The sequence below is a fragment of the Burkholderia stagnalis genome (assembly GCF_902830275.1).
In the GTDB taxonomy this organism is placed as follows: domain Bacteria; phylum Pseudomonadota; class Gammaproteobacteria; order Burkholderiales; family Burkholderiaceae; genus Burkholderia; species Burkholderia stagnalis.
In genome coordinates this window covers 25050-48923 of sequence record NZ_CADESW010000015.1, presented here as the reverse complement: position 1 = coordinate 48923, position 23874 = coordinate 25050, and the positions used below count along the sequence as shown (strand labels likewise).

Below are 23874 nucleotides of genomic sequence, written 5' to 3'. Positions count from 1 at the left end.
GCTTCAGCGCCTGCGTGCGGCGCGCCACGCGATCCACAGCTTGCGGATCGGTGTCAGCGCGATGCGCTGGTGCAGCACCTGATAGCCGTCGCGCTCGATCTCGTCGAGCAGTGCGCCGGCGAGCGCGAGCTGCGCGCGCAGCGTGCGCTGCACACGGCGCTCGGCGGCGGGGATCGCCGTGTCTGCGGCGGCGAGCGCGTCGCGGGCGCGTTGGGTCTGGAATTGCAGCAGTTCGGTGAACGCCGGGCTGTAGCGACGGTTCAGCAGGTCCGCGGCCGTCACGTTGTAGCGTTGCAGCTCGTCGATCGGCAGATAGATGCGGCCGTGCCGCGCATCGTTGCCGAGTTCCTGCACGAATTGCGCGAGCATCAGCCCGTGGCCGACCTCGTCGGCCCACGGCTGCGGCTCGGCGGGGCGCGCGGCGCTTGCGCGCGCGACGAGCGACGCGAAGCCGCCGCCCACCTGCGCGATGTAGCGCCGCAGGTTCGCGAAGTCGAGGTAGCGCGCCTGTTCGAGATCCATCCCGTAGCCGCTGACGAGCGCGCGCAGCGCATCGTGCTCGGCCGCGATCGCCGGATGGTGCTGCGCGAGCGCCTTGGTCACCGGATGCGACGGCGTGCCGGCGGCCAGCGCCGCGAGCTCCTTGTGCCACCACGCGAGCTTGGTGTGGCCGACGGTCGGGTCGCTGGTTTCCTTGACGGTTTCCTCGAGTTCGCGGCGCAGCGCGAAGAGGGCGGTGAGGCGCGGCTGGACGGCAAACGGCGCCTGCCGCAACGCGTAGTAGACGCTGGAGCCGGCGGGCGCGGCCTTCTGCTGACAGTAGTCGTCGAAATTCACGTGCGGAATCGTGTCGGGGGAGCGGTATTGGGGTGCGCGCGGTGGCGCACCGCCGGACGCGTCAAGCGCGGGATTCTAGCATCGGCGCGCGAACGCCGCCGATCAAGGGCAGACAACGTCGCGCGGATCGGGTAGAATCTCGCGCTCGCCTGATCGGGCGTGCCGGTTTTTGTGCCGGCGATACGTCGGATCTTCGCCGCGCCAGCGGCGGTGGCACTTCATTCGCGTGAGTGGCGAAATTGGTAGACGCACCAGGTTTAGGTCCTGACGCCCGCAAGGGTGTGCCGGTTCGAGTCCGGCCTCACGCACCATCTGTCATTCCGGCTTCCCCCGGAAGACGTAAAAAAACCCGCGACAGCCCCTCGCTTCGCGGGTTTTTTCATTTTTCACTCCCGCGTCCCCGCATCCGCATTGAAGGTCTTCATGAACCGGAACACCAGCGCGGCGCGCGATCGCACCCCCAGCTTCGCGTAGATCGTTTTCAAATACGACCGCACCGTGAATTCGCTGATATGCAGCCGATCGGCGATCTGCTTGGTCAGAAAACCCATACACACCAACTGCACCACCTGCATCTCGCGGCTGCTCAGCAGCCTGCCGATATCGATGCCGGCTGCCGGGTCGACAACCGGCGCGACTTCGCGGCGTCGACGCGCCTCGGCAACCAGCACATAGCGGTGCCCCTCGAACTCGAAGCGCACGATCTCATCGTCGGCACCAGCCGTTCGCGCGCGATGCGCAGGGTCGAGGTCGCAATCGAACGCCTCGGCGCCGTCGGCGAGCAGCACGCGGCACTTGCGTCCCGCGAGTTCCACCTCGCCGATCTCACGGCCGATGAACGGGCGCGGCAACGGCCGCGGCGGGTCGGCCGCCGACCGATCGATCCAGAACATGCTCGGGTCAGGCAACCGCTCGTCATCGGGTTGAGATACCGGCACGGAAGGGTCCCCCAACATGGTTGGCCGGGCCCGCCGCATGGCCATGCGGAACCCGTGAAGTGCTGCGCTCGTTACTTGATCTGCGTTGTGGACACTCCCACGCGGGAGGCGCAGCACAGTCTCCTGAGTTTGTAATCCTGATCGATGCGCGAGCGCAAGCGCTCCGCTCGTTGCCGTGCCGTTGCCCGTCGACCTCCCGTCGATGGAACCCTTTAACGCGCGGCGTGTTTCCCTGCTGCGATGCATCCGTCCGTCGCGGCTGCGACCTCTCTTTTGTGGCACAAGGTCAGATGAAATTCAAGCTCGGCGACGCGCCCCAAACGCGCTACCCCATATGGGTTAAGCCGATGAATGGCGAGCGTTCGCACGCGCTTGTTCGCTGTCGCCTTAATACGCGCGTTCGCCCGGGGCAGCACGACGCGGCGAGCGCGATCGAATCGGCCCGATCGGGCGATTTGCAGACGAGGCCGTTCCACTAGAGTTGGGTCAACGTTGTCGGTCGGCCGTGCGTCGCCGGCGGCGCATGCCGGCATTCCTGCTGTTGCGGATCGATCGCGGAGAAAGGCAATGAACGAACCATTCGATGGCGACGTGGCGGACGAAGCCGACCTGAGCGACGAGACGGGCGCGTTCGAGCACTTCGACGAACAGAGCGCCGACGATGCGTTCGGCGACGAGCAGTTCGACGAAGGCGACGACTTCGCCGTCGACGCGCTGGAGGACGACGCGGATGCGGCATCGTTCGACGAAGGTGACGACGTCGACGACATGGCGCTCTGGAACGCATTCGAAGAAGAGCTGGCCGATGGCCTCGACGCGGCAGACGACGATGAATTCGTCGGACGATTGCTGGGCGGCATCGGTCGCGCGGCAGGCGTGATCGGCCGCGGAATGGGCCGGGCCGCCGGTGCGGCAGGGCAGGCCGGCGCGATCGCGCGGCGCACGGGCGCCGTCGCGGGCCGGATCAATGACGTCGCGAACGCCGTTTCGCCGGCGGCCGAGGCCCTTGCGCGCCTGGCGCGGGTCGCCGGCGCGCCGGGCGCGGCCGACACGCTCGGCCGGGTCGGGCAGGTCGCGCAACGCGTCGGCCGCGCCGCACGGCAGACCCGGCAAGCGGCCGGCTCGTTCGGCCAGATGGCGGGCGGCGCGCAGGGCCTGTTCGGGCAGATCAGCCAGTTGCTGAGCCGCGGCGACGGCGCGGACGACGCGTTCGATGCGCTCGCGGATCTCTATCTCGAAGACGGCGTCGACGAAGCCTTGCCGCCGATCATCGGCCTCGCGGCTCGCGCGGCCGCGCGCGGGCTCGGCTTTCGCAATGCCGCGCAGCTGTCGGCGGCCGCGCGCCGCGCGCTGGTGCGGGGTGTCGCATCGGCGGCGCGCGAACTGGCGCGATCGCGCGCGCCGCACGCGATGCGTGCGTTGCCGCGTCTCGCGCATTCCGCCGCGGCCATCGCGCAACGTCAGTTGCCGGCCCCGCAGGCCGTGCGGCTGGTGCGCCGCGGGCTGCCGCAGGCCGCCCGGCGGCTTGCGCAGAATCCGCGCCTGATCCGTCGCGCGGTTCCGCCGCGCGCCCCGAGACCGCTCGCGCGCCCCACGGATATCGGGCGCGGCACGCGGAGCGCCCGCGTCGGCCGGAGCCGCACGTTTCATCTCGGCGGCCCGGTCACGCTGACGATCACCTCCCACTGACTCTTGGCGCTGAAAGGAGCACACCATGGACCGATTCGAAACGGATGTGATGGACGACCTCATGTACGAAGCCGCGGAAGGTCCGGCCGGCGCTTCGACGCAAGCCTACGACGAGTTCGACGAAGACGGCTTCGACGAAGGCGACTACGGCGACGAGGGCGATGACGAGTTCCTCGGCCGGGTGCTCGGCGGCATCGGCAACGTGGTCGCCGGTCTCGCGGGCGGCGGCGGCGCCGGGTTCGACGAATACGATGAAGGCGACGGATTCGAATTCGCGGACGAGGCCGACGAAGGCGACGAGTTCGACGCGGCCGACGAGTGGGACGGCGCCGACGAGTTCGACGCGATGGAGGACGCCGTCGCCGATGCGCTCGACGCGGCCGACGGCGACGAGTTCTTCCGGCGGCTCGCGCGCGTCGCGCGCACCGTCGGGCGCGGCATCGGCACGGCCGCGCGTGCGATCGCGCCGGTCGCGAACATGATCCCGCTGCCGCAGGCGCAGTTGATCGGCCGGATCGCCAACGTTGCCGGCCGCCTGCTGGCCGACGGCGCCGACGAGTTCGAGGTGTTCGACGAGATGGTCGACGGCCTCGACGAGGATGGCATCGACGCGGCGGCGCCGGTGCTCGCCGGCATGCTGGTGCGGCGCGCGGTGCCGGCGCTGGCGCGCAGCGCGCCGCAGGTCCGGCGCGCGGCGGTGCACGGCGTCGCCCGGGCGGTGCGCACGGCAACGCGGCGGCAGGGGCCGCCGGCCGCTCGCGCCGTCGCCCGCGCGGTACGTGCGACGCGGCGCATCGTGCAGCGCCAGCGCGTGGCGCCGCGCGCGGCGGCGCAGATCGTGCGGCGGGTCGCGCAGCAGGTCGCGCGCCGGCCGCAGGCGATCCGCCGGCTGGCGCGGCCGCTGGTGCCGGCCGCGCGCCGCGCGACGCCGCGCGGCCAGGGCGCGCGGACGGTCGCACGCGCGATCGCGCCCGTGGCGCGCCGCGTGGCGGCCACCGCCGGGCGGCGTCTGCCGGGTGCGGCCGCCGGCGCGTGCCCGCATTGCGGCGTGCGGCACGTGCGCCTGCGCGGCCCGGTGACCATCACGATCCGCGGCGTTCGCTAACCTTCCGCCACCGGAGCTCACGGAGCCGGCCATGGACCTGCACCGCTTTCTGCAAGCGAAGATCGGCGGCCTGTCGGCCCGGCTGTCGCGGCTGGCGCGGATCGACAACGCATTCGTCGGCCTGCGCCCGCAGGACATGCCGTACGCGCCGTCCGCCCGTCATTTCGACGCGGCGAACGCGCGCCTCGCGCAGGTCGAGCAGCGCATCCGCGCGCGCTTTGCCGGCTTGCGGCAGTGGGAGCGGCGCGCGCCGCAGCGGGTGCTGATCGACATCGCGCTGGTCGAGCGGGAGCTCGATCGGGCCCGGCGCCTGTTCGGCATGTTCTACGAAGTCTTCGCGCAGCGCGGCACGAGCTACGGCCCGGCGCTGGCGGCCCACGACGCGATCGCCGACGATTGCTACCAGGCGGTCCGCCAGGCCGCGCCGCGCATCTTCGACGGCCCGCTGCTGAAGCCGGTGTGCTACATGGAGCACGGCTACTCGCCCGCAACGATGCGCCGCGGCGTGCAGCTGTCGCGCCTGCTCGGCGAGCAAAATCCGTTCCCGCTGATCCGCATTCCGTGGGACCGCGACCAACCGTGGCAGTCCGTGTTTCTCCACGAGGTCGCGCACAACCTGCAGGCCGATCTCGGCATCTGGCAGGAAAACCGCCAGGCCGTGCTGCGGCGAATCATGGGCAGCGCGCGCGATCCGTTCCTGGCCGGCATCTACGGCCGCTGGCACAAGGAGATCTTCGCGGACCTGGCGGCGATCCTGCTCGGCGGGCCGGCCGCTGCGTGGGGGATGGCCGACTTCCTTGCGCATCCGCAGCCGCGGACCATGACCTACCGGCCCGGCGGCGCGCATCCGACGGCCTACCTGCGCGTCTACCTGCTCGCCGAAATGCTGCGCCGTCTCGGCTTCGGCGCCGACGCGACGCGGCTGCTGCGCGTCTGGCAGGGCCTGTACCGCGCGAGCGCCGGCCATCGCATCCCGGCGCCGCTGATGGCGAGCGCGCCGCGCCTGATTCCCGAGGTGGTGGACGAGATCGCGTTCCAGACCCGCCGCAACCTCGCGCAGCGCGCGCTCGTCGACATCATCCCGTTTCACCCCGACGACGAGGCGGCGATTCGCGACGGCGCGCGCCGGCTCGCCGCCGGGCGCGCGCCGGATCTCGCGCCGCGGCATCTCGTCAGCGCCGCGCATTACGCACTCGCGGGCGGCGGCATCGCGCCGCAGCGGCTCGCGCAATGCGTGACCGCGACGCTTACCGCGCACCTGTCGCCGCCGCGCGGCGCGCCGCGGTTGCGGATCGCCGCGTGAGGCCGCGCGAGCCGAGCTATCGAACCCACACCCGTCCAGCCCTTTCCAGCGAGGTACCGCCATGTCCATCCCCGCCAATCTTCCGTACAACGGCTGGCCGCAGTCCGGCGGGACGAGCGCGCCGGCGAGCGCGGGCGCGCAGCGCACCGCGTTCGACAACCTGATCCGGCGCGAACTGAAAGTGGGCGATCCGGCCGACCCGGCACAGATCGCCCGCGCGTTGCTCGACCGTTACCAGAACAATCCGCGTGCGCAGGCGATCGGCGGCGAAGCGCGCGGGCTGCCGTTCCTCAACACGCCGTCGCTGCCGGCCGCGGCGGCGGCGGCCCCGACCGCCACCCGCCTCGATCTCGACCAGGCGCGCGGCGACGTCGACCAGGATCTGGCCGAGCTGCTGTCCAGCAATCTCGCGAAGGACATCCGTCCCGAGCTGGAAGGGTGGCAGTCGGCGATCAACGACCTGATCGACGATGGCGTGAACGCCGCGCAGCAGGGGCTCGACGCATACAGCCGCGACCGCGCGTTCGCGATGCGCCGCCAGCTCGGCGAATATGCGCGCCTCGCGCGGCTGATCGGCGCGCTGACGCCGGAGCTCAACGAGGACTACCGCAATCTCGCGCAGAGCCTGGACGAAGTCTGCGCGGTGCTGCTGGTGCTGATGGGCGAATCGCTCGCGAACAACGGCTTCGCGGGCGGCCGCTATCTGCTGCAGGTGCCGTACTCCGAGCTGCAGGCGCGCCGCGACGCGGTGCTGGTGGCGCTGCGCAACCTGTCCGGCGGCGCGCAGGAATCGTTGAACCAGAGCACCTGGCCGCGCGGCCTCGACGCGTACCGGCAGCTCTACAGCGTGCTCGAGGAGCGCGGCCAGCTCGAACTCCGGTCGCTGCTGTCGGAAGCCGAACTGGCGCGGGCGATGGACGATCTCGTGCAGGCGGCCGGCGGCGGCTCGACGAGCGGCATGCGGCGCGTGGGCGCGACTGCGTGGGCGCCGCTGAACCGCTTCCAGCGCTTCGTGCAGATCACGCTGCACGCGGTACATCCGCAGTCGCCGGCGCTGGCCGGGTTCCAGGAGGCGCTGCAGCTCTTCATCGACGGCTTCAACAACTCCGGCGGATTCCGCCTGCTGCGGATCTCGCGGCCGACGGTGCTGCTGTACGGGCTGTACGGCTCGACGCAACTGACCGCCGCGGAGAACCGCCTGATCGAGCTGGTCAACCGGCGCGGCCAGTTCGCGTCGACGATCGACTGCCTGACGCGCTGCATGTGCAGCGACAACGTGGTCAAGGCGCAGATCGTGCTCGACCGGATCCTGTTCGATATCGATCGCGCGATCGACCTGTACGCGATCGGGGACAAGGATTTCGGGGATCCCGAATTGCGGGCGGCGGCCTGCGGCGTGCTGATCTTCGCGGCGCATTACCCGCAGAGCTGGGCGAGGCCCGCAGCCTCGACCCAGGCCCTGGACGTCGACGCGTTGTCCTATCTCGGTTCATTCGACGACAACGCGCGGGACGCCGGTCAATCGCTGAGCGTCGACCAGCAACTGAACGACCTGCAGGCACTGCTGATCCCGCAGAAGGCGGGCAAGCATCACCACAGCCGCTTCGCGGCCTACTGGGATCCCGGTTCCGCCGAAGGCTGGCACGACGTGGCGCCACGGTACCCGAACGTCGAGGACGCGGGCCTGACCGTGCCGCTTCCGGCGCGCGCGAGGCTGCGCCACGAGTTGATGCTGCAGGCGCAGACCGACGAAAACTGGCGGCCGATCGTCGAGCAGATGGCCTCCGGCTGCGTGCCGGTCGGCCAGGTCTTCGGCGGGATGGAGAAGACCGTGGGAGGCTCGAACGCGCAAGAGGGTCTCGACGTCGCCGGTCTCGGCGTGCTCGCGGCCTTCCAGCATGGCGGCCTGTGGCTCGTGGACGAAGGCATGCACGTCGATCGGCTGAATCGGCTGGGTGACCTGCGCATTCCGCGCGACGCCGAAACCTCCTGGGACGATATCTCCCGCATCCATGCCGAGGTGACGGGGCAGAACGCGCAACTGCCGTCACCGGCGCAGGGTGGCACTGGCCGCACCGATGTCGAGGTGGTGAACGGCCGGCGGCGGTCGCGGCCGCGGCAAAGCCCCAACGGCGAGAGCGGCGCTTGATGGCGGCACGCCGCACCACGCCCGTCGTTCGTTCCGCGCATCGACTTCGCTCACAGGAGTAGGCCATGAACTTTCAGACCAACGAGACGATCCAGCGCCTGTGGGACACGTTCCTGCAGGAGCAGCTCGCGAGCATGCCGCCCGATCAGCGGGAAGCGTTCTCCAACCAGTTCGAACAGCGTTTCGGCGAACTGCTGGGCAAGCCGAACGGCGGCGGCGACGCCGGCTTCTTCGACCTGCTGGGCCTCGGCCCGCAGGGCGAGGTGGGCTTCGACAAGATCGCCTATCCGTCGCTGCAGCCGGATTTCGACGATTCGATCGTGCCGAGTCAGCTGCATGCCGCGGCCGAGCTGTACTACATCTACCAGCACGAGCGGATGAAGATCTTCGAGGTGGTGGAGACGCTGCTGCGCCTGTTCCGGCTCGGCAAGATGCGGATCCAGCGCGGCCCCGGCGCGCGCGGCCTGTACCTGCTCGAGAAGTGGCAGCCGATCCGCTACAAGAAGGCCGACCGGATGATCGCCTATCGCCGCGCGTTCAGCTACGGCAACGCGCAGGCGCCGGCCGGCGCGATCGTCAACCGCAACTTCCATCGGCAGATGGTCGGCTTCATGGTCGCGATCGGCCAGTACTTCCGCGATCTGCTGATCGGCGAGGTGATCCGCGGCGGCCAGCTGATCGACCAGCGGCCGTTCGGCAGCGTCGGCACGATCCAGCGCATCGGCCTCGACCTGCGTTACGCGCTGGACCGCTCGACCTACGGCAATATCTTCGCGCTGGCGATGGAGACGGGGCACTACCTGATCCAGGTGCTGAAGCTGCTGGATTCGCCGGACATCAAGAAGGCGTTCGACGCGAACACCAAGTGGGATGTCGTCGAGATCGTGTCGAACCGCTACCTCGGCGGGGTGGCCGAGCCGTCGCAGCGCGCCAAGATGGCCGAGAGCGGCCGGCGGATGCTGCAGTTCGTCGCCGACAACGATTTCAAGACTGCGATCGACCCGATCCTGTTCCAGAACGTCGTGCGGCCGATGGGCGCGCATGCGGAAGCGTGGCTCGCGGCCTACCGGATGACGCCGGAAGGGCGCGGCTTCCCCGGCGTGACGCCTGCGCTGAAGAGCGTGCTGGGCGTCCCGCAGGCGATCAGCGCGTGACGCGGCGAGCGGGTGAACGGCCATGCGCGCGGACGACATGCTGGTCTCGGTGCGAAGCCGCAAGCTCGCTTGCGTGCTCGACCCGGCGCTGGTGCTCGGCTCGCGCGTCGGCCTGCCGTTCGCGTTGCGGCTGTCGCGGGTGCTGGAGCCGTGGCTCACGCGCAGCTTCTGGCAGGTGATCGATGCGAGCGAGCTGCTGCTGCCCGGTCTCGCCGCCGCGTCGCAGCGCGACGACGCCGACGCGCGCTGGCCGGTGGCCGACGTGCTGCGCGCGTGGATCGCGCTGCGCGACGCCACCGATGCGGGCGCGTGGCCGTTCCGCTGGATCGGCGACAACCTGGCCGAGTCGCAGCTGGACGGCGCCGTCGATCCGGGCATCGTCATGGATTACGAAACGTTGGCCGAGGCGCTGCTGATGCGCCTGCGGCCTGAAGACGCGCCGCTGCATGGCATCTGGCCGTCACGCTGGGATCACCGCGAGGCGAGCGTCGACACACTCGCGTTGTCGGCGGCGCTGGACGGCGCGCTGGTGCTGACGGCCGCGATGGCGGAGCGGGAGCCTTGGCCGGTGCAGGCGCTCGCGCGCATCGGCCACCCTGCGCGGCTGCTCGATCCGTTGCCGGACGAGCGGTCCGCGTCGCTGTTCGCCGCCGAGCGGACGTTGCTGCGCGACGCGCTCGCGGCGGCGGGGCTGGCAAGCCTGGCGCAGGCGCTGCCGCCGCTGGTCGCGTTGCATGTGAACGTCGTGCCGGCGATGCGCGAGGCGGGGTGGATGCCCGTCCAGCCTTGCGCGGAGGAAGGGCCGGGTACGCCGGACCGGATCGCGGCCGCGAACCCGTGGGACGACGTGCGCGCGTGGTGGTACTACCTGTAAGCGGCAACGTGTCGCGCTGCTGCGCCGCGATGGCGGCGCGGCGAGCCGGCGCCCTCTATCGGAGATTCGCGATGAGCCGCAGCCTGTCGATCCCGCGTGACGGCCGCACGGGCCCACGCATCAACGCCGACCAGCTGGTCGCCACCACCGTCGCCGGCCAGATCGCGCATCCGGTCGGCCAGGCGTCGGCCTATCGCATCGGCTACGACGGTGTCGCGCGCGTGCTGCCCGGCACCGGCGGCATCGCGCTGAACAAGCGGATCGGCGATCTGTGCGTCGGCCTCGCCGGCGACCATGTGGAGCCCGGCGTCGCGCTGCACAACAACGGCCGCGAAGTGACCGGCCCGCGCGACGGCCCCAACAACGCGCTGATGACCGCCGCGTGCGTCGGCAATGTGGCGCGGGTGGTCAGCGGGCCATGCTGCGGCAAGGTCGGGATGGTCACCGGCAAGCACGGCGGCGTCAATCATGTGCTGGTGGATTTCCCGACCGACGTGCTGATGCGGCTGCGGATCGGCGATCGCGTGCAGATCGTGTCGCACGGCCTCGGGCTGCGGCTGCCGGCGTGGCCGCGCGTCGAGGTGCTGAACTGCGCGCCGCGCCTGCTGCGCCGCTGGGGCATCCTGGCGCGGGACGGGCGCCTGCACGTGCCGGTCACCCATCTCGTGCCGTCGCGCCTGATGGGCTCGGGCCTCGGCAAGAACACCGCATGGCGCGGCGATTACGACATCCAGCTGTCCGACCGGCCGACCCGCGAACGCTACCGGCTCGGCAGCCTGCGCTTCGGCGACATGGTGGCGATCACCGATGCCGATACGCGCCGCGGCCCGCTCTATCATTCGGGCCGCGTGACCATCGGCGTCATCGTGCACGGCGACAGCACGGTCAGCGGCCATGGCCCCGGCGTGACGCCGTTGCTGACCGGCCCCGCCGACGTGCTGATCCCGATGCACGCGCCGCGCGCGAATCTCGCCGAGATCTTCGGGATCCGCCGTGCGGCGGTGCCGCGAGAGCGCCCGACGCTTGCCGAGATCGACTGCCGGCGCCGTCGCGTGCTGCGCGAGCCGCCTGCGCGGCTGGCGTTCGACGCAGGCGGTCGCGCGGGAATGGCGTGAAGCGCGCGGTGCCTGGCGTTGCGGCGCTGCTAGTCCCAGAAACTCCGGATCGCGACCGCGACGATCACGGGTACCGAGAACACCAGCGGAATCGCGAAATACTGCGCTTCGCGGTCGACGATCCAGCTGTAGATCACCCAACCGGCGCCGATCGCGAACGTGACGAGGCCGACGAGTATCGCGACGATATTCAGCATCAGGGTCGACGGCCGGCGGCGCGGCTTCTCGTGCGGGGACGGTTTCATCGGAAGAGTGCGGGTTCCTGGCCCGGTGAGCGCAAACGCACAGGAGACCGCATCCGCGCCGATCGCGCAAGGCTTGCCGCACGACGTATCGCCGCGCGCGGCAGGCGTCACAGGCCGAACGACGCCGCAAGCTCGTCGAGCAGCCTGCGCTGGAACGCGAGGAACCGTTCGCCGGGCTGCTGCGCGATCGCGAGCTCGAGCATCGGGTCGGCGCGCCGGTGCGCACCCCCGCCAGCGCCTCGACGATCGCGAGCCCGCAGAACGGCACGTATGCCTCCGAGTAGCCGCCTTCGTGAACGACTACGAGCCGCCCGGCGCACAGCCGCTGCGCGGCGGCGCCAGGTGCTCGCACAAGGAGGTCGCGCAGCAGATGGCGATCTCGCCGACCACCGTGCGGCACTACCTGCGCTGCGCATACCGCAAGCTCGGCATGCACGACAAGAGCCAGATCGCGAGCGTGCTCGGCGCGGGCAGCGAGCGGGACTGAGCATGGCCGTGCGCGGTGATGGTTGTGCGCGCAACCATTGAGCGCTATGCTCGTCAGCTTCGAGGAGACGGAATCCCACCATGAACGAGACGAATTCAGGGCCGGTGCGCGCGGCAATCGTCGGCGCCGGCGCGATCGGCGGACTGCTCGCGGCCGCGCTCGCGCGGGCCGGCATGCAGGTGAGCGCCTATGCGCGCGGTGCGACACTCGACGCGCTGAACGCGCACGGCATGCGCGTGCTGGATGAAACGGGCGCGCAGACGTCGGTGGCGCTCGACGCGAGCGACGACGCGGCGGCGCTCGGCGTGCAGGACTACGTGGTGATCGCGCTGAAGGCGCAGGCGCTGCCGGGCGTGGCCGCGCGCCTCGCGCCGCTCGTCGGGCCGCGCACGGTGATCGTCGCGGCGATGAACGGCCTGCCGTGGTGGTTCACGCACGGGTGTGCCGGGCCGCTCGACGGCGTGCCGCTCGAGGCGGTCGACCCGGGCGGCGCGGTGTCCGCGGCGCTGCCACCGGCGCAGGCGATCGGCTGCGTCGTGCACCTGTCGGCGAGCACCGACGCGCCGGGTGTCGTGCGCCGCGGGCGCGGCAATCGCCTGATCGTCGGGGCGCCCGCGCCGGCGCTCGAAGGCGCCGCATCGCGGTTCGCGGCGGCGCTGGCCGCCGGCGGCTTCGACGTGGAGGTGACGCCCGCGATCCGCACCGAGATCTGGGCGAAGCTGTGGGGCAACATGAACATGAATCCGCTGAGCGCGCTGACGGGCTCGACGGCCGACCGGCTGCTCGACGATCCGTTCACGCACGCGCTGGCGCTGCGGATGATGGAGGAGGCGGCCGCGATCGGCGAGAAGCTCGGCCTGTCCACCGGCATGAGCGCACCGGAGCGCATCGCGGTGACGCGCAAGCTCGGCGCGTTCCGGACGTCGATGCTGCAGGACTTCGACGCGGGGCGGCCGCTCGAGGTCGGGCCGATCCTGGGGGTGTTTCCGGAGCTGGGGCGCAAGCTCGGCGTGCCGACGCCGTATTGCGACGCGGTGCTCGGCCTGTTGCGCCAGCGCGCAGCGAACAGCGGACTATAGGGGCAGAGCGCCGGGATGATGCCCGGGCGGACGTGCCGGCGCGCCGTGAATCGCGCGTCGCGCGCGTTACTCGTCGCGCTCGAGCGTGTGGGCGACGACCTTGTCCAGCAGCCGCTCGAACGTGTTGCGCTCGCTGTCGGACAGGCACGCGAGCAGCCCGTCGTTCCATTTGCGCACGATCGGCATGATTTTCCGATGCAGCGCGCGGCCGTCCGGCGTCAGCGCGATCAGCACGATCCGGCCGTCTTCCTCGCTCGCGCTGCGTTCGAGCAGGCCCTGCTGCAGCAGGGCCTCGGCCGCGCGGCTCGCCTGGCTCTTGTCGAGGTTGGTGTGGCGCGCGAGCTCCATGATCGAGAACGGGCCGAACGCGCCGACGGCTGCGATCACGCGCGCCTCGGGCAGCGAGATGCCGAGCTTGTCCCGGTACACTTCGCCGATCCCGCGGTCGGAGCGCTTCGTGAGCACGTGGAGGCGATAGGTCAGATACTGATCGAGCCCGGCTTGACGGCCTTTCATGTCGAATCCTGAAGAAAAAGGGCGGGCCCGATTGTTCCTGTATCGCGCGCTCGGGTCAACGGTCAGCGCGTGCCGTATTTCAGGCGTGTCAGCTGCTCCGCCTCGTTCGCGAGCAGGTTCGCGGCGTCGCGGATCGCGACGTCGAGCGTGATCGGACCCGGCGCAGGCGAGAAGCACCCGGAAAAATGTTCGGACAGGCGCGGCAGCGCGGCCGGGTCGACGGCGCCCGACAGCAGCGACGCCGGCACGCCCGCGGCCTGCGCGTGACGGCACGCGATGAACGGCGCCTTGCCGTGCAGCGTCTGCACGTCAGAGCGGCCCTCGCCGGTGATCAGCCAGTCGGCGCCCGCGAGCGCCGCGTCGAGCCCGACCTGACGTGCGACGACTTCCGCGCCGGCTTCGAAGCGCGCGCCGAGCATGTGCAGCGCGAAGCCGAGGCCGCCCGCCGCGCCGGCGCCCGGCAGGTTGCGGCCGCGGCGGTCGAGCGCCGCTTCGAGCAGGTCGGCGAAATGGCCGAGCGCCGCATCGAGGGTCGCGACCTGCTCGGGCGTCACGCCCTTTTGCGGGCCGAACACCGCGGTGGCGCCATGCGCGCCCGTCAGCGGGTTGTCGACGTCGGACATGCCGATGAATTCCGCTTCCGCGACGCGCGGGTCGAGCCCGGACGCGTCGATTCGCACGATCTCGGCAAGGCGCGCCGGCACCGGCTCGACCGGCTGGCCGGCCGCGTCGAGGCAGCGCAGCCCGAGCCCCGCGAGGAGCCCCGCGCCCGCATCGTTGGTGCTGCTGCCGCCGAGCGCGACGAAGAACCGGCGCACGCCGTCATCGAGCAATTGGCGAATCGCGTCGCCCATCCCGCGCGTGCTGCGCGCGTCGACCGGCACGCTCATCCCGGCCGGATCGGTGATGCCGACGATCTCGGCCGTCTCGACGATCGCGGTGCGCGCGTCGATCACGCCGAGCGCGGCGTCGCGCGCCGCGAGCGACGCGCCGGCCACCCGCATCGTGCGCCGCGTGCCGCAGCCGGAGAGCATCGCGTCGAGCGTGCCTTCGCCGCCGTCGGCCATCGGGCAGCAGCGCACCACGGCGTCGGGCCGCGCGCGGCGGATGCCCGAGGCGATCGCGTCCGCGACCTGCGCCGCGGAAAGCGAGCCTTTGAACGAATCGGGCGCGATGACGACGACAGGCGCGGACGGGTGATGCGGCATGGTGTCTCCGTAAGGCTTGGTTTGGTCGGACGAAACGGCGCCGCGCAAACACGGCGGGATCTCTATCGGAGCTTACAGGATGGCGGGCCGGCGTGGATATGGCGCGCGGCATAACGGCGATCCGCGTGCATCGCCGGGTGCCGCGCGGCGGCTGCGCGCACGCGGCGCGCGGATCTGGAGGTACAGGGAAAATTGTTTGCTAGAATAGTCGATTCTTCCGGCCAAAGCCGTGCTCCGAGCCGCTTGCGCTTGCCCACCCGGCGCTTGCATGGATGGCGTGGCGCCCCGGCGCGGCGTGCGATCACGCCGCCAGGCAGGCACGGCAAGGAAAACCCGATTCGCTCGAATAATTTTAGGACGATTGAAGCCATGGCTAACGTTGTTGAAAACCTCGGCAAGCTTGAACGCCGTGTGACGATTTCCCTGCCGAAAGACACGGTGCAGAAGGAAATCGACGCCCGTATCCAGAAACTCGCGAAGAACGTGCGCATGCCGGGTTTCCGCCCGGGCAAGGTGCCGCTGAAGATGGTCGCGCAGCAATATGCGGGTCAGGTCGAGGCGGAAGTGCTGAGCGACAAGATCGGCCAGGAATTCTTCACGATCAGCCGCGCGGAAAACCTGCGCGTGGCCGGCCAGCCGAGCTTCGCGCCGAAGCAGGAGCAGGCGGAAGACGCATACGCGTTCGACGCGACGTTCGAGGTCTACCCGGAAGTGAAGATCGGCGATCTGGCGACGGCTGAAGTCGAGCGCTCGACCACGTCGATCGGCGACGCGGAAATCGACCGCACGCTCGACATCCTGCGCAAGCAGCGCGTGCACTTCCACGCACGCGGCGAAGCCGGCGAGCACGGCGACGGCGGCGCGGACACCGCAGCCAAGAACGGCGACCGCGTGACGGTCGACTTCGTCGGCAAGATCGACGACGTCGCATTCCAGGGCGGCACCGCGGAAGACTTCCCGTTCGTGCTCGGCGAAGGCCGCATGCTGCCGGAATTCGAAACGGCTGCGCTGGGCCTGAAGGCCGGCGAATCGCGCCAGTTCGACCTGAAGTTCCCGGACGATTACCACGGCAAGGACGTGGCCGGCAAGACGGCCCAGTTCACGGTCACGATGAAGAAGATCGAATGGCCGCACCTGCCGGAAATCGACGCCGACTTCGCGAAGTCGCTCGGCATCGAAGACGGCGATCTGGCCAAGATGCGCGGCGAGATCAAGGAAAACCTCGAGCGTGAGGCAAAGCGCCGCACGCAGTCGATCGTCAAGAACCAGGTGATGGACGCGCTGCTGAAGATTTCCGAACTCGAGGTGCCGAAGGCGCTGATCGAGCAGGACCAGCAACGCCTCGTCGAAATGGCGCGCCAGGACCTCGCGCAACGCGGCGTGCCGAACGCGAAGGATGCGCCGATCCCGGCGGAAATGTTCGCCGAGCAGGCCGAGCGCCGCGTGAAGTTGGGCCTCGTGCTCGCCGAGCTGGTGAAGGCGAACAACCTGGAAGCGAAGCCGGAGCAGATCCGTGCGGAAGTCGACGAGTTCGCGAAGAGCTACGAAGACCCGAAGGAAGTGGTCCGCTGGTATTATTCGAACCAGCAGCGTCTCGCCGAGATGGAAGCGTTCGTCGTTGAAAGCAACGTCGTCGATTTCGTGCTGGGCAAGGCGAAGGTGACGGACAAGGAAGTGAGCTTCGAGGCACTCGCGAGCGCATCGGCGCAAGCGTAAGTGTCGCTCTAGCGGCGTGCCGGCTGTCGGAGCGACGGCCCGCACGCCGTTTTTACGTCAGGCGCGCGGTTGCCATTAATATGGCGATTGAGCGGGCGGCTTTCCTCCGTTCCATTTTCAATTCGAACAAGGTTCATTGAATGATCACTCGCGCTGAATTGCTTGACATGCTTGCTTCGAACGCGCCGCAGGGCTTCGAGGCCCAGGCGCTGGGGCTGGTTCCGATCGTCGTCGAAACGAGCGGCCGCGGCGAGCGTTCGTACGACATCTATTCGCGTCTCCTGAAGGAGCGCCTCGTGTTCATGGTCGGCGAAGTCAACGACCAGACCGCCAACCTCGTGGTGGCGCAGCTGCTGTTCCTCGAAAGCGAGAATCCGGACAAGGACATCAGCCTGTACATCAACAGCCCGGGCGGCTCGGTATCGGCCGGCATGGCGATCTACGACACGATGCAGTTCATCAAGCCGGACGTGTCGACGCTGTGCATGGGGCTCGCGGCCAGCATGGGCGCGTTCCTGCTCGCGTCGGGCGCGAAGGGCAAGCGCTTCGCGCTGCCGAACTCGCGCGTGATGATTCACCAGCCGCTCGGCGGCGCGCGCGGCCAGGCGTCGGATATCGAGATCCAGGCACGCGAAATCCTCTACCTGAAGGAACGGCTCAACCAGCTGCTCGCGCAGCACACGGGCCAGGACGTCGAGCGCATCGCGCGCGATACCGACCGTGATAACTTCATGTCGAGCGAGGACGCGAAGGCGTACGGGCTGATCGATCAGGTGCTGCTGAAGCGTCCGTGAACTTAGTGGGGTGCCGCCCCATTAGGGCCGGCACGTCCCGATACGCCCTGAGCATCTGCGGCAAGCGCATCCAGCCGACTCCGGTCGCGCCCTAGGTCGTGGCGCCCGGAGCATCGGCGTATCATGTCATTTACCTGTCCGGAGGCTCATACATTCATGGCGGACAAAAAAGGTTCGAACAGCGAGAAGCTGTTGTATTGCTCGTTCTGCGGCAAGAGCCAGCATGAGGTGAAAAAACTCATTGCCGGCCCGTCGGTCTTCATCTGCGATGAATGTATCGACCTATGCAACGAGATCATTCGCGACGAGGCGGCAGCCGCGGGCGTCGAGGCCAGCCTGTCCCGGTCGGATCTGCCGAGCCCGCAGGAAATTCGCGACATCCTCGATCAGTACGTGATCGGGCAGGAGCGCGCGAAGAAGATCCTCGCGGTGGCCGTCTACAACCACTACAAGCGTCTCAAGCATCTCGACAAGAAGGACGACGTCGAGCTGTCGAAGAGCAACATCCTGCTGATCGGCCCGACGGGCTCCGGCAAGACGCTGCTCGCGCAGACGCTGGCCCGTCTCTTGAACGTGCCGTTCGTGATCGCCGATGCGACGACGCTGACCGAAGCCGGCTACGTCGGCGAGGACGTCGAGAACATCATCCAGAAGCTGTTGCAGAACTGCAACTACGAGGTCGAGAAGGCCCAGCGCGGGATCGTCTACATCGACGAAATCGACAAGATCAGCCGCAAGTCGGACAACCCGTCGATCACCCGCGACGTGTCGGGCGAGGGCGTCCAGCAGGCGCTGCTGAAGCTCGTCGAGGGCACGATGGCGTCGGTGCCGCCGCAGGGAGGCCGCAAGCATCCGAACCAGGATTTCATCCAGGTCGACACGACCAACATCCTGTTCATCTGCGGCGGTGCGTTCGACGGGCTGGAGAAGGTGATCACCGACCGTACCGAGAAAACGGGCATCGGCTTCGGCGCGACGGTCAAGAGCAAGCAGGAGCGCGATGCCGGCGAGGTGCTGCGTGAGGTCGAGCCGGAGGATCTGATCAAATTCGGTCTGATCCCCGAATTGATCGGCCGCCTGCCCGTCGTCGCGACGCTCGGCAAGCTGGACGAGGCTGCGCTGATGAAGATTCTCGTCGAGCCGAAGAACGCGCTCGTCAAGCAGTATCACAAGCTGTTCGCGATGGAGCGCGTCGAGCTGGAAATCCGCCCGGCCGCGCTGCAGGCAGTCGCCCGCAAGGCGATCCGCCGCAAGACCGGCGCGCGCGGCCTGCGTTCGATCATCGAACAGGCGCTGCTCGACGTGATGTATGAATTGCCGACGATGAAAGGGGTCAGCAAAGTCATCATCGACGAGAACGTCATCGACGGCGACGGCAAGCCGCTGCTGATCTACGAGGACACGCCGAAGGTGGCGGGTTCGAATTGACCGGCTTGACGATGTACTGACGAAAAAAGCCGTTCATCAAAGCGTGGACGGCTTTTTTTCGTTTATCTTGTGGGTAATCTGACTCGACACGCGGCGGTTACTTTCTTACCGAATATTTCCCACGCTTGAAGGCCTTGCAATCCGAAGTGCCGGCCTCAATTACCGAACAATTGATTCCACTCATGGGGAAATGAAATGTCAGGCACCCAACTTCTCCCGCCGGAACGCATCACGCTCCCGCTGCTGCCGCTGCGGGACGTCGTCGTTTTCCCGCACATGGTGATTCCGCTCTTCGTGGGCCGGCCGAAATCGATCAAGGCCCTCGAAGCAGCGATGGAAGGCGGCAAGCACATCATGCTGGTCGCCCAGAAAACCGCGGCCAAGGACGAGCCGACCGAAAAGGACATGTACGAGGTCGGCTGCGTCGCGAACATCCTCCAGATGCTGAAGCTGCCGGACGGCACCGTGAAGGTGCTGGTCGAAGGCCTGCAGCGCGCGAAGGCGCTGTCGATCGAGGAGCAGGAAACGCAATTCTCGTGCGAAGTCCTGCCGCTCGAACCGGATCATGCGGACAGCGCGGAAACGGAAGCGCTGCGCCGCGCGATCGTGTCGCAGTTCGACCAGTACGTGAAGCTGAACAAGAAGATCCCGCCGGAGATCCTCACGTCGCTGTCGGGCATCGACGAAGCGGGCCGGCTCGCGGACACCATCGCCGCGCACCTGCCGCTGAAGCTCGACCAGAAGCAGCACATCCTCGAGATGTTCCCGGTCGTCGAGCGCCTCGAGCACCTGCTCGCGCAGCTCGAAGCCGAGATCGACATCCTGCAGGTCGAAAAGCGCATCCGCGGGCGCGTGAAGCGCCAGATGGAGAAGAGCCAGCGCGAGTACTACCTGAACGAACAGGTCAAGGCGATCCAGAAGGAACTGGGCGAAGGCGAAGAGGGTGCGGACCTCGAGGAACTCGAGAAGCGCATCAACGCCGCGCGCATGCCGAAGGAAGCGAAGAAGAAGGCCGACGCCGAGCTGAAGAAGCTGAAGCTGATGTCGCCGATGTCGGCGGAAGCCACCGTCGTGCGCAACTACATCGACACGCTGATCGGCCTGCCGTGGCGCAAGAAGAGCAAGGTCAACAACGACCTGTCGAACGCCGAGCAGGTGCTCGACGAGGATCACTTCGGCCTCGAGAAGGTCAAGGAACGGATCCTCGAGTATCTCGCGGTGCAGCAGCGCGTCGACAAGGTCAAGGCGCCGATCCTGTGCCTCGTCGGGCCTCCGGGCGTCGGCAAGACCTCGCTCGGCCAGTCGATCGCGCGCGCGACGAACCGCAAGTTCGTCCGCATGGCGCTCGGCGGCGTGCGTGACGAAGCCGAGATCCGCGGCCACCGTCGCACGTATATCGGTTCGATGCCGGGCAAGATCCTGCAGAGCCTGACCAAGGTCGGCGTGCGCAATCCGCTGTTCCTGCTCGACGAAGTCGACAAGATGGGCATGGATTTCCGTGGCGATCCGTCGTCGGCGCTGCTCGAAGTGCTCGATCCGGAACAGAACCACACGTTCGCCGATCACTACATCGAGGTCGACTTCGACCTGTCGGACGTGATGTTCGTCGCGACGTCGAACTCGCTGAACATCCCGCCGCCGCTGCTCGACCGGATGGAAGTGATCCGCCTGTCGGGCTACACGGAAGACGAGAAGGTCAGCATCGCGCAGCGCTACCTGCTGCCGAAGCAGAAGAAGAACAACGGCCTGAAGGAAGGCGAGATCGAGGTCACCGAGCAGGCGATCCGCGACATCATCCGCTACTACACGCGCGAAGCCGGTGTGCGTTCGCTCGAGCGGGAAGTGTCGAAGATCTGCCGCAAGGTCGTGAAGATGCTGCTGCTGAAGAAGGCATCGGGCGCGATCAAGGTCGATGGCGAGAATCTCGATACGTTCCTCGGCGTGCGCAAGTACGACTTCGGCCTCGCGGCGAAGGAAAACCAGGTTGGCCAGGTGACGGGCCTCGCGTGGACGGAAGTCGGCGGCGACCTGCTGACGATCGAAGCCGCGGTGATGCCGGGCAAGGGCAACGTGATCCGCACGGGTTCGCTCGGCGACGTGATGAAGGAATCGGTCGAGGCCGCGCGTTCGGTCGTGCGTTCGCGTTCGCGGCGTCTGGGCATCAAGGACGAAGCGTTCGAGAAGCAGGACATCCACATCCACGTGCCGGAAGGCGCGACGCCGAAGGACGGTCCGTCCGCTGGCGGTGCGATGACGACCGCGCTGGTGTCGGTGCTGACGGGCATTCCCGTGCGCGCCGATGTCGCGATGACGGGCGAAATCACGCTGCGCGGCGAAGTCCTGCCGATCGGCGGCCTGAAGGAGAAGCTGCTCGCGGCGCATCGCGGCGGCATCAAGCTCGTGCTGATTCCGGAAGAGAACGTGAAGGATCTCGCGGAGATTCCGGACAACGTGAAGAACGCGATCGAGATCGTGCCGGTCCGCTGGATCGACAAGGTGCTCGAGCTCGCGCTCGAACGCGCGCCGACGCCGCTGCCGCCGGAAGAAGAGGCGAAGGCCGCGGCCCCGGTCGCGGAAACGGCGAAGGATGCCGGCTCGACGGAAGTCGTCAAGCACTGAGCCTCATGTGACGGTTGTTCACGAAACCCGCGGCGTGTCCGCGGGTTTTTTTTATGTGTTCGCGGCGCTGCAAAAAATTTCGCGTTTCGGGGGCTGGCAAAGTGTTGATGGATGGGTTAAAGTAGCGGGCTCGCTGGTTGTTGATGCCGAAACGCAGATCGCAGCCAGATTGAATCCGAAGCGGGTGCTTAGCTCAGTTGGTAGAGCGGCGCCCTTACAAGGCGTAGGTCGGGAGTTCGAGCCTCTCAGCACCCACCAGTTTCGTGATTCTGCAAGACCAAGGAGCGGTAGTTCAGTCGGTTAGAATACCGGCCTGTCACGCCGGGGGTCGCGGGTTCGAGTCCCGTCCGCTCCGCCAAAACAATAAATGCCCGCCTTGTGCGGGCATTTTTGTTTGTAGCTTTTCTTGTGCCCGCGGGCGGGCACGTGGCTGTGGAGTGGAGGAAGCCGCCTGCGCGGCTTCCGGCGGGACTCGAAGGGATGCGCCTGCAGGCGCATCCGCGGCCTGCAGGATGTAGGCGAGTCCCGTCCGCTCCGCCAAAACAATAAATGCCCGCCTCGTGCGGGCATTTTTGTTTGTCGGTCGTTTGTGCCTGCACCAGCACGGCGTCAGTTTCGCTTTTTTCCCGCCCGCTGTTGTAATATCGGACGTTTTGTCCAATTTTCCCCGTCACGCATGCTCGATTTCTTCCGTAATCACCAGCGCCTGATGATGGCGCTCCTGCTCCTGATCGTGTTGCCGGGGCTGGGTTTCGTCGGGATCCAAGGTTTCCGCGGCTTCTTCGACGATAACGCGAACGTCGCGGCGATCAACGGGCACAAGATCACGCGGGTCGAATTCGACGGCGCGTTCCGTCAGCAGGTCGACCGCGCGCGCCAGGCGCTCGGCGCGCAGTTCGACCTGAAGGCGTTCGATACGCCCGAGCACCGCAAGGAAGTGCTCGACGGCCTGATCCAGCAGCGCGTGCTCGCCGACGAGACGCAGCGCCTGCACCTGACCGCATCCGACAACGCAGTGCGCGAAGCGCTGCTGAGCGACCCGATGATCGCGTCGCTGAAGAAGCCGGACGGCTCGATCGACGTCGAGCGCTATGCGCAGCTGCTGTCGTTCCAGGGCATGACGCCTGAGCAGTATCAGGAGCGCGTGCGCTACAGCCTGTCGCTGCAGCAGATCCCGGCGAGCATCGTGTCGAGCGCGTTCACGCCGAAGAGCCTTGCGCAGCGCCTGTCCGAACTCGCCGCGCAGCAGCGTGAAGTGCAGGCGCTCGTGCTGAAGACGAGCGACTACGCGTCGAAGGTGCAGCCGACCGATGCGCAGCTCGCCGCATACTACGACGCGCACAAGCAAAGCTTCGCGACGCCCGAGACCGCGACGATCCAGTATGTCGTCTATTCGCCGGCCGCCGCCGCGGCAAGCGCGCAGCCGACCGACGCGGACATCAAGAAGTACTACGACGACAACCCGACGCACTTCCGCACCGAAGCGCAGGTGCGCGTGAGCCACATCTTCATCGCGGCGGCCAGCGACGCGAGCGCCGCGGACAAGGCGGCCGCGAAGGCGAAGGCCGAGCAGCTGCTCGCCGACGTGAAGGCGCATCCGGACCAGTTCGCGCAGATCGCGCAGAAGGGCTCGCAGGATGCGCCGTCGGCGGCGAAGGGCGGCGACCTCGGCTTCATCACGCGCGGCTCGACCGCGGGCGGCAAGGCATTCGACGATGCCGCGTTCGCGCTGAAGCAGGGCGACGTGAGCGGGGTCGTGCAGTCGGATCTCGGCTTCCACATCCTGAAGGCGACCGAAGTGAAGCCGGCGGCGGTCAAGCCGTTCGCGGAAGTGAAGGATGCGATTGCCGTGGACCTGAAGCAGCAGTATGCGTCGAAGGCGTTCTCGGACAACGCGGAAGGCTTCACGTCGACCGTCTACGAAAAGGCGAAGAGCCTGCAGCCGGCCGCCGACAAGTACAAGCTGACGATCCAGACGGCCACCGTCACGCCGACGCCGAACCCGGCGCTGCCGCCGACCAGCCCGCTGAACAACGCGAAGTTCCTGGCCGCCGTGTTCGCCAACGACGCGGTGAAGAGCCAGAACAACACGCAGGCGATCGACATCGGCAACAACACGCTGATCTCGGCGCGCGTGACCGACTACAAGCCGGCCGCCGTGCCCGCGCTCGACGCGATCAAGGATACGGTGCGCCAGAAGGTGATCGCCGAGCAGGCGGCCGAGCTCGCGAAGAAGGACGGCGCGGCGAAGCTCGCGGAGCTGCAGAAGTCGAAGGCGACCTCGGGCTTCGCGGCGGCCGAGACGGTTTCGCGCACGCAGTCGCACGGCCTGTCGCCGGCGGCGCTGAGCGCGGTCTACAAGGTCGATGCGAAGACGCTGCCGGCCTACGTCGGCGTCGATCTCGGCGCGGACGGCTATGCGATCTATCGCGTGAACGCGGTGATCCCGGGCTCCGCGGTCGACCCGCAGCAGCTCGCGGCCGCGCAGCAGCAGATGGCGCAGGTCGATGCGCAGAGCGAAGGCGAAGCGTATCTCGCCGCGCTGCGCGACCGTTCGAAGGTGAAGCTGTACGGTTCGACGGCCAGCACGACGCAGGACGGCGGAAACTGATCGCCGC

General features: G+C 68.2%; 18 protein-coding genes, 3 tRNA genes and 2 pseudogenes. 17 read left to right on the top strand and 6 right to left on the bottom strand.

Going from position 1 to position 23874, the window contains the following annotated elements; all coding sequences use genetic code 11:
- Window positions 1-3: 3 nt before the first annotated feature.
- Entirely contained in the window at window positions 4-837 is an 834-nt protein-coding gene (hpnD, locus tag HWY45_RS23975; RefSeq protein ID WP_059809538.1) for a presqualene diphosphate synthase HpnD, read from the bottom strand.
- A 224-nt stretch (window positions 838-1061) separates the two neighbouring features.
- On the opposite strand from hpnD, the gene HWY45_RS23970 reads away from it, so the two are divergent.
- Window positions 1062-1148, top strand: a tRNA-Leu gene (locus HWY45_RS23970).
- 75 nt (window positions 1149-1223) lie between these two features.
- Here the strand turns inward: HWY45_RS23970 and HWY45_RS23965 are convergent.
- Window positions 1224-1730, bottom strand: a complete 507-nt coding sequence (locus HWY45_RS23965) for a helix-turn-helix transcriptional regulator (RefSeq protein WP_059885123.1) — start codon at window positions 1728-1730, stop codon at window positions 1224-1226.
- Window positions 1731-2126: 396 nt separating this feature from the next.
- Between HWY45_RS23965 and HWY45_RS23960 the strand changes: the two genes are divergently transcribed.
- The 7 genes from HWY45_RS23960 (at window position 2127) to HWY45_RS23930 (ending at window position 11164) form a co-directional block, all read left to right on the top strand.
- The gene (locus HWY45_RS23960; RefSeq protein ID WP_150999170.1) at window positions 2127-3464 is read left to right on the top strand and encodes a hypothetical protein; all 1338 of its coding nucleotides are present in this window, start codon (window positions 2127-2129) and stop codon (window positions 3462-3464) included.
- Between the two features lie 25 nt (window positions 3465-3489).
- On the top strand, window positions 3490-4569 hold the full coding sequence (locus HWY45_RS23955; RefSeq protein WP_059809517.1) for a serine/threonine-protein kinase: 1080 nt from the start codon (window positions 3490-3492) through the stop codon (window positions 4567-4569).
- Window positions 4570-4600: 31 nt separating this feature from the next.
- A complete protein-coding gene (locus HWY45_RS23950; RefSeq protein WP_059885118.1) occupies window positions 4601-5872 on the top strand; it encodes a hypothetical protein in 1272 nt (423 codons plus the stop codon).
- A gap of 61 nt (window positions 5873-5933) precedes the next feature.
- The gene (locus HWY45_RS23945; protein ID WP_059885116.1) at window positions 5934-8021 is read left to right on the top strand and encodes a hypothetical protein; all 2088 of its coding nucleotides are present in this window, start codon (window positions 5934-5936) and stop codon (window positions 8019-8021) included.
- Between the two features lie 65 nt (window positions 8022-8086).
- Window positions 8087-9175, top strand: a complete 1089-nt coding sequence (locus HWY45_RS23940; protein ID WP_059567407.1) for a hypothetical protein — start codon at window positions 8087-8089, stop codon at window positions 9173-9175.
- A 22-nt stretch (window positions 9176-9197) separates the two neighbouring features.
- Entirely contained in the window at window positions 9198-10049 is an 852-nt protein-coding gene (locus tag HWY45_RS23935) for a hypothetical protein (RefSeq protein ID WP_059885114.1), read from the top strand.
- Window positions 10050-10120: 71 nt separating this feature from the next.
- Window positions 10121-11164, top strand: coding sequence for a DUF4438 domain-containing protein (locus HWY45_RS23930; RefSeq protein WP_059885113.1), 1044 nt, complete (start codon window positions 10121-10123; stop codon window positions 11162-11164).
- A 29-nt stretch (window positions 11165-11193) separates the two neighbouring features.
- Here the strand turns inward: HWY45_RS23930 and HWY45_RS23925 are convergent, their stop codons facing one another.
- Window positions 11194-11409, bottom strand: coding sequence for a hypothetical protein (locus tag HWY45_RS23925; protein ID WP_017332029.1), 216 nt, complete (start codon window positions 11407-11409; stop codon window positions 11194-11196).
- A gap of 107 nt (window positions 11410-11516) precedes the next feature.
- Window positions 11517-11743: pseudogene (locus HWY45_RS23920) on the bottom strand (class II histone deacetylase); the annotation flags it as partial.
- Here HWY45_RS23920 and HWY45_RS23915 point away from each other — a divergent pair.
- Together HWY45_RS23915 and HWY45_RS23910 are read left to right on the top strand one after the other, a co-directional pair.
- Window positions 11744-11896 (top strand): annotated as a pseudogene (locus HWY45_RS23915) (LuxR C-terminal-related transcriptional regulator); the annotation flags it as partial. It abuts the pseudogene before it with no gap.
- An 80-nt stretch (window positions 11897-11976) separates the two neighbouring features.
- On the top strand, window positions 11977-12975 hold the full coding sequence (locus tag HWY45_RS23910) for a 2-dehydropantoate 2-reductase (protein ID WP_059809504.1): 999 nt from the start codon (window positions 11977-11979) through the stop codon (window positions 12973-12975).
- Between the two features lie 66 nt (window positions 12976-13041).
- On the opposite strand, the gene HWY45_RS23905 is transcribed toward HWY45_RS23910, so the two are convergent.
- Entirely contained in the window at window positions 13042-13491 is a 450-nt protein-coding gene (locus tag HWY45_RS23905; protein ID WP_059885109.1) for a MarR family winged helix-turn-helix transcriptional regulator, read from the bottom strand.
- A 62-nt stretch (window positions 13492-13553) separates the two neighbouring features.
- The gene (locus HWY45_RS23900) at window positions 13554-14699 is read right to left on the bottom strand and encodes a glycerate kinase (protein WP_059885107.1); all 1146 of its coding nucleotides are present in this window, start codon (window positions 14697-14699) and stop codon (window positions 13554-13556) included.
- A gap of 369 nt (window positions 14700-15068) precedes the next feature.
- On the opposite strand from HWY45_RS23900, the gene tig reads away from it, so the two are divergent.
- The 7 genes from tig to HWY45_RS23865 all read left to right on the top strand — a co-directional run bounded on the left by tig (window position 15069) and on the right by HWY45_RS23865 (window position 23867).
- Complete coding sequence (tig, locus tag HWY45_RS23895; protein WP_059567393.1) at window positions 15069-16415, top strand: trigger factor; 1347 nt, start codon at window positions 15069-15071, stop codon at window positions 16413-16415.
- A gap of 140 nt (window positions 16416-16555) precedes the next feature.
- A complete protein-coding gene (gene clpP / locus HWY45_RS23890; RefSeq protein ID WP_010092137.1) occupies window positions 16556-17209 on the top strand; it encodes an ATP-dependent Clp endopeptidase proteolytic subunit ClpP in 654 nt (217 codons plus the stop codon).
- A 156-nt stretch (window positions 17210-17365) separates the two neighbouring features.
- Complete coding sequence (gene clpX, locus HWY45_RS23885; RefSeq protein WP_010092138.1) at window positions 17366-18637, top strand: ATP-dependent Clp protease ATP-binding subunit ClpX; 1272 nt, start codon at window positions 17366-17368, stop codon at window positions 18635-18637.
- Window positions 18638-18832: 195 nt separating this feature from the next.
- Window positions 18833-21256, top strand: coding sequence for an endopeptidase La (gene lon, locus HWY45_RS23880; protein ID WP_059567391.1), 2424 nt, complete (start codon window positions 18833-18835; stop codon window positions 21254-21256).
- Window positions 21257-21438: 182 nt separating this feature from the next.
- Window positions 21439-21514, top strand: a tRNA-Val gene (locus HWY45_RS23875).
- Between the two features lie 23 nt (window positions 21515-21537).
- A tRNA-Asp gene (locus tag HWY45_RS23870) sits at window positions 21538-21614 on the top strand.
- A gap of 318 nt (window positions 21615-21932) precedes the next feature.
- Entirely contained in the window at window positions 21933-23867 is a 1935-nt protein-coding gene (locus tag HWY45_RS23865) for a SurA N-terminal domain-containing protein (RefSeq protein WP_059885105.1), read from the top strand.
- Window positions 23868-23874 lie beyond the last annotated feature (7 nt).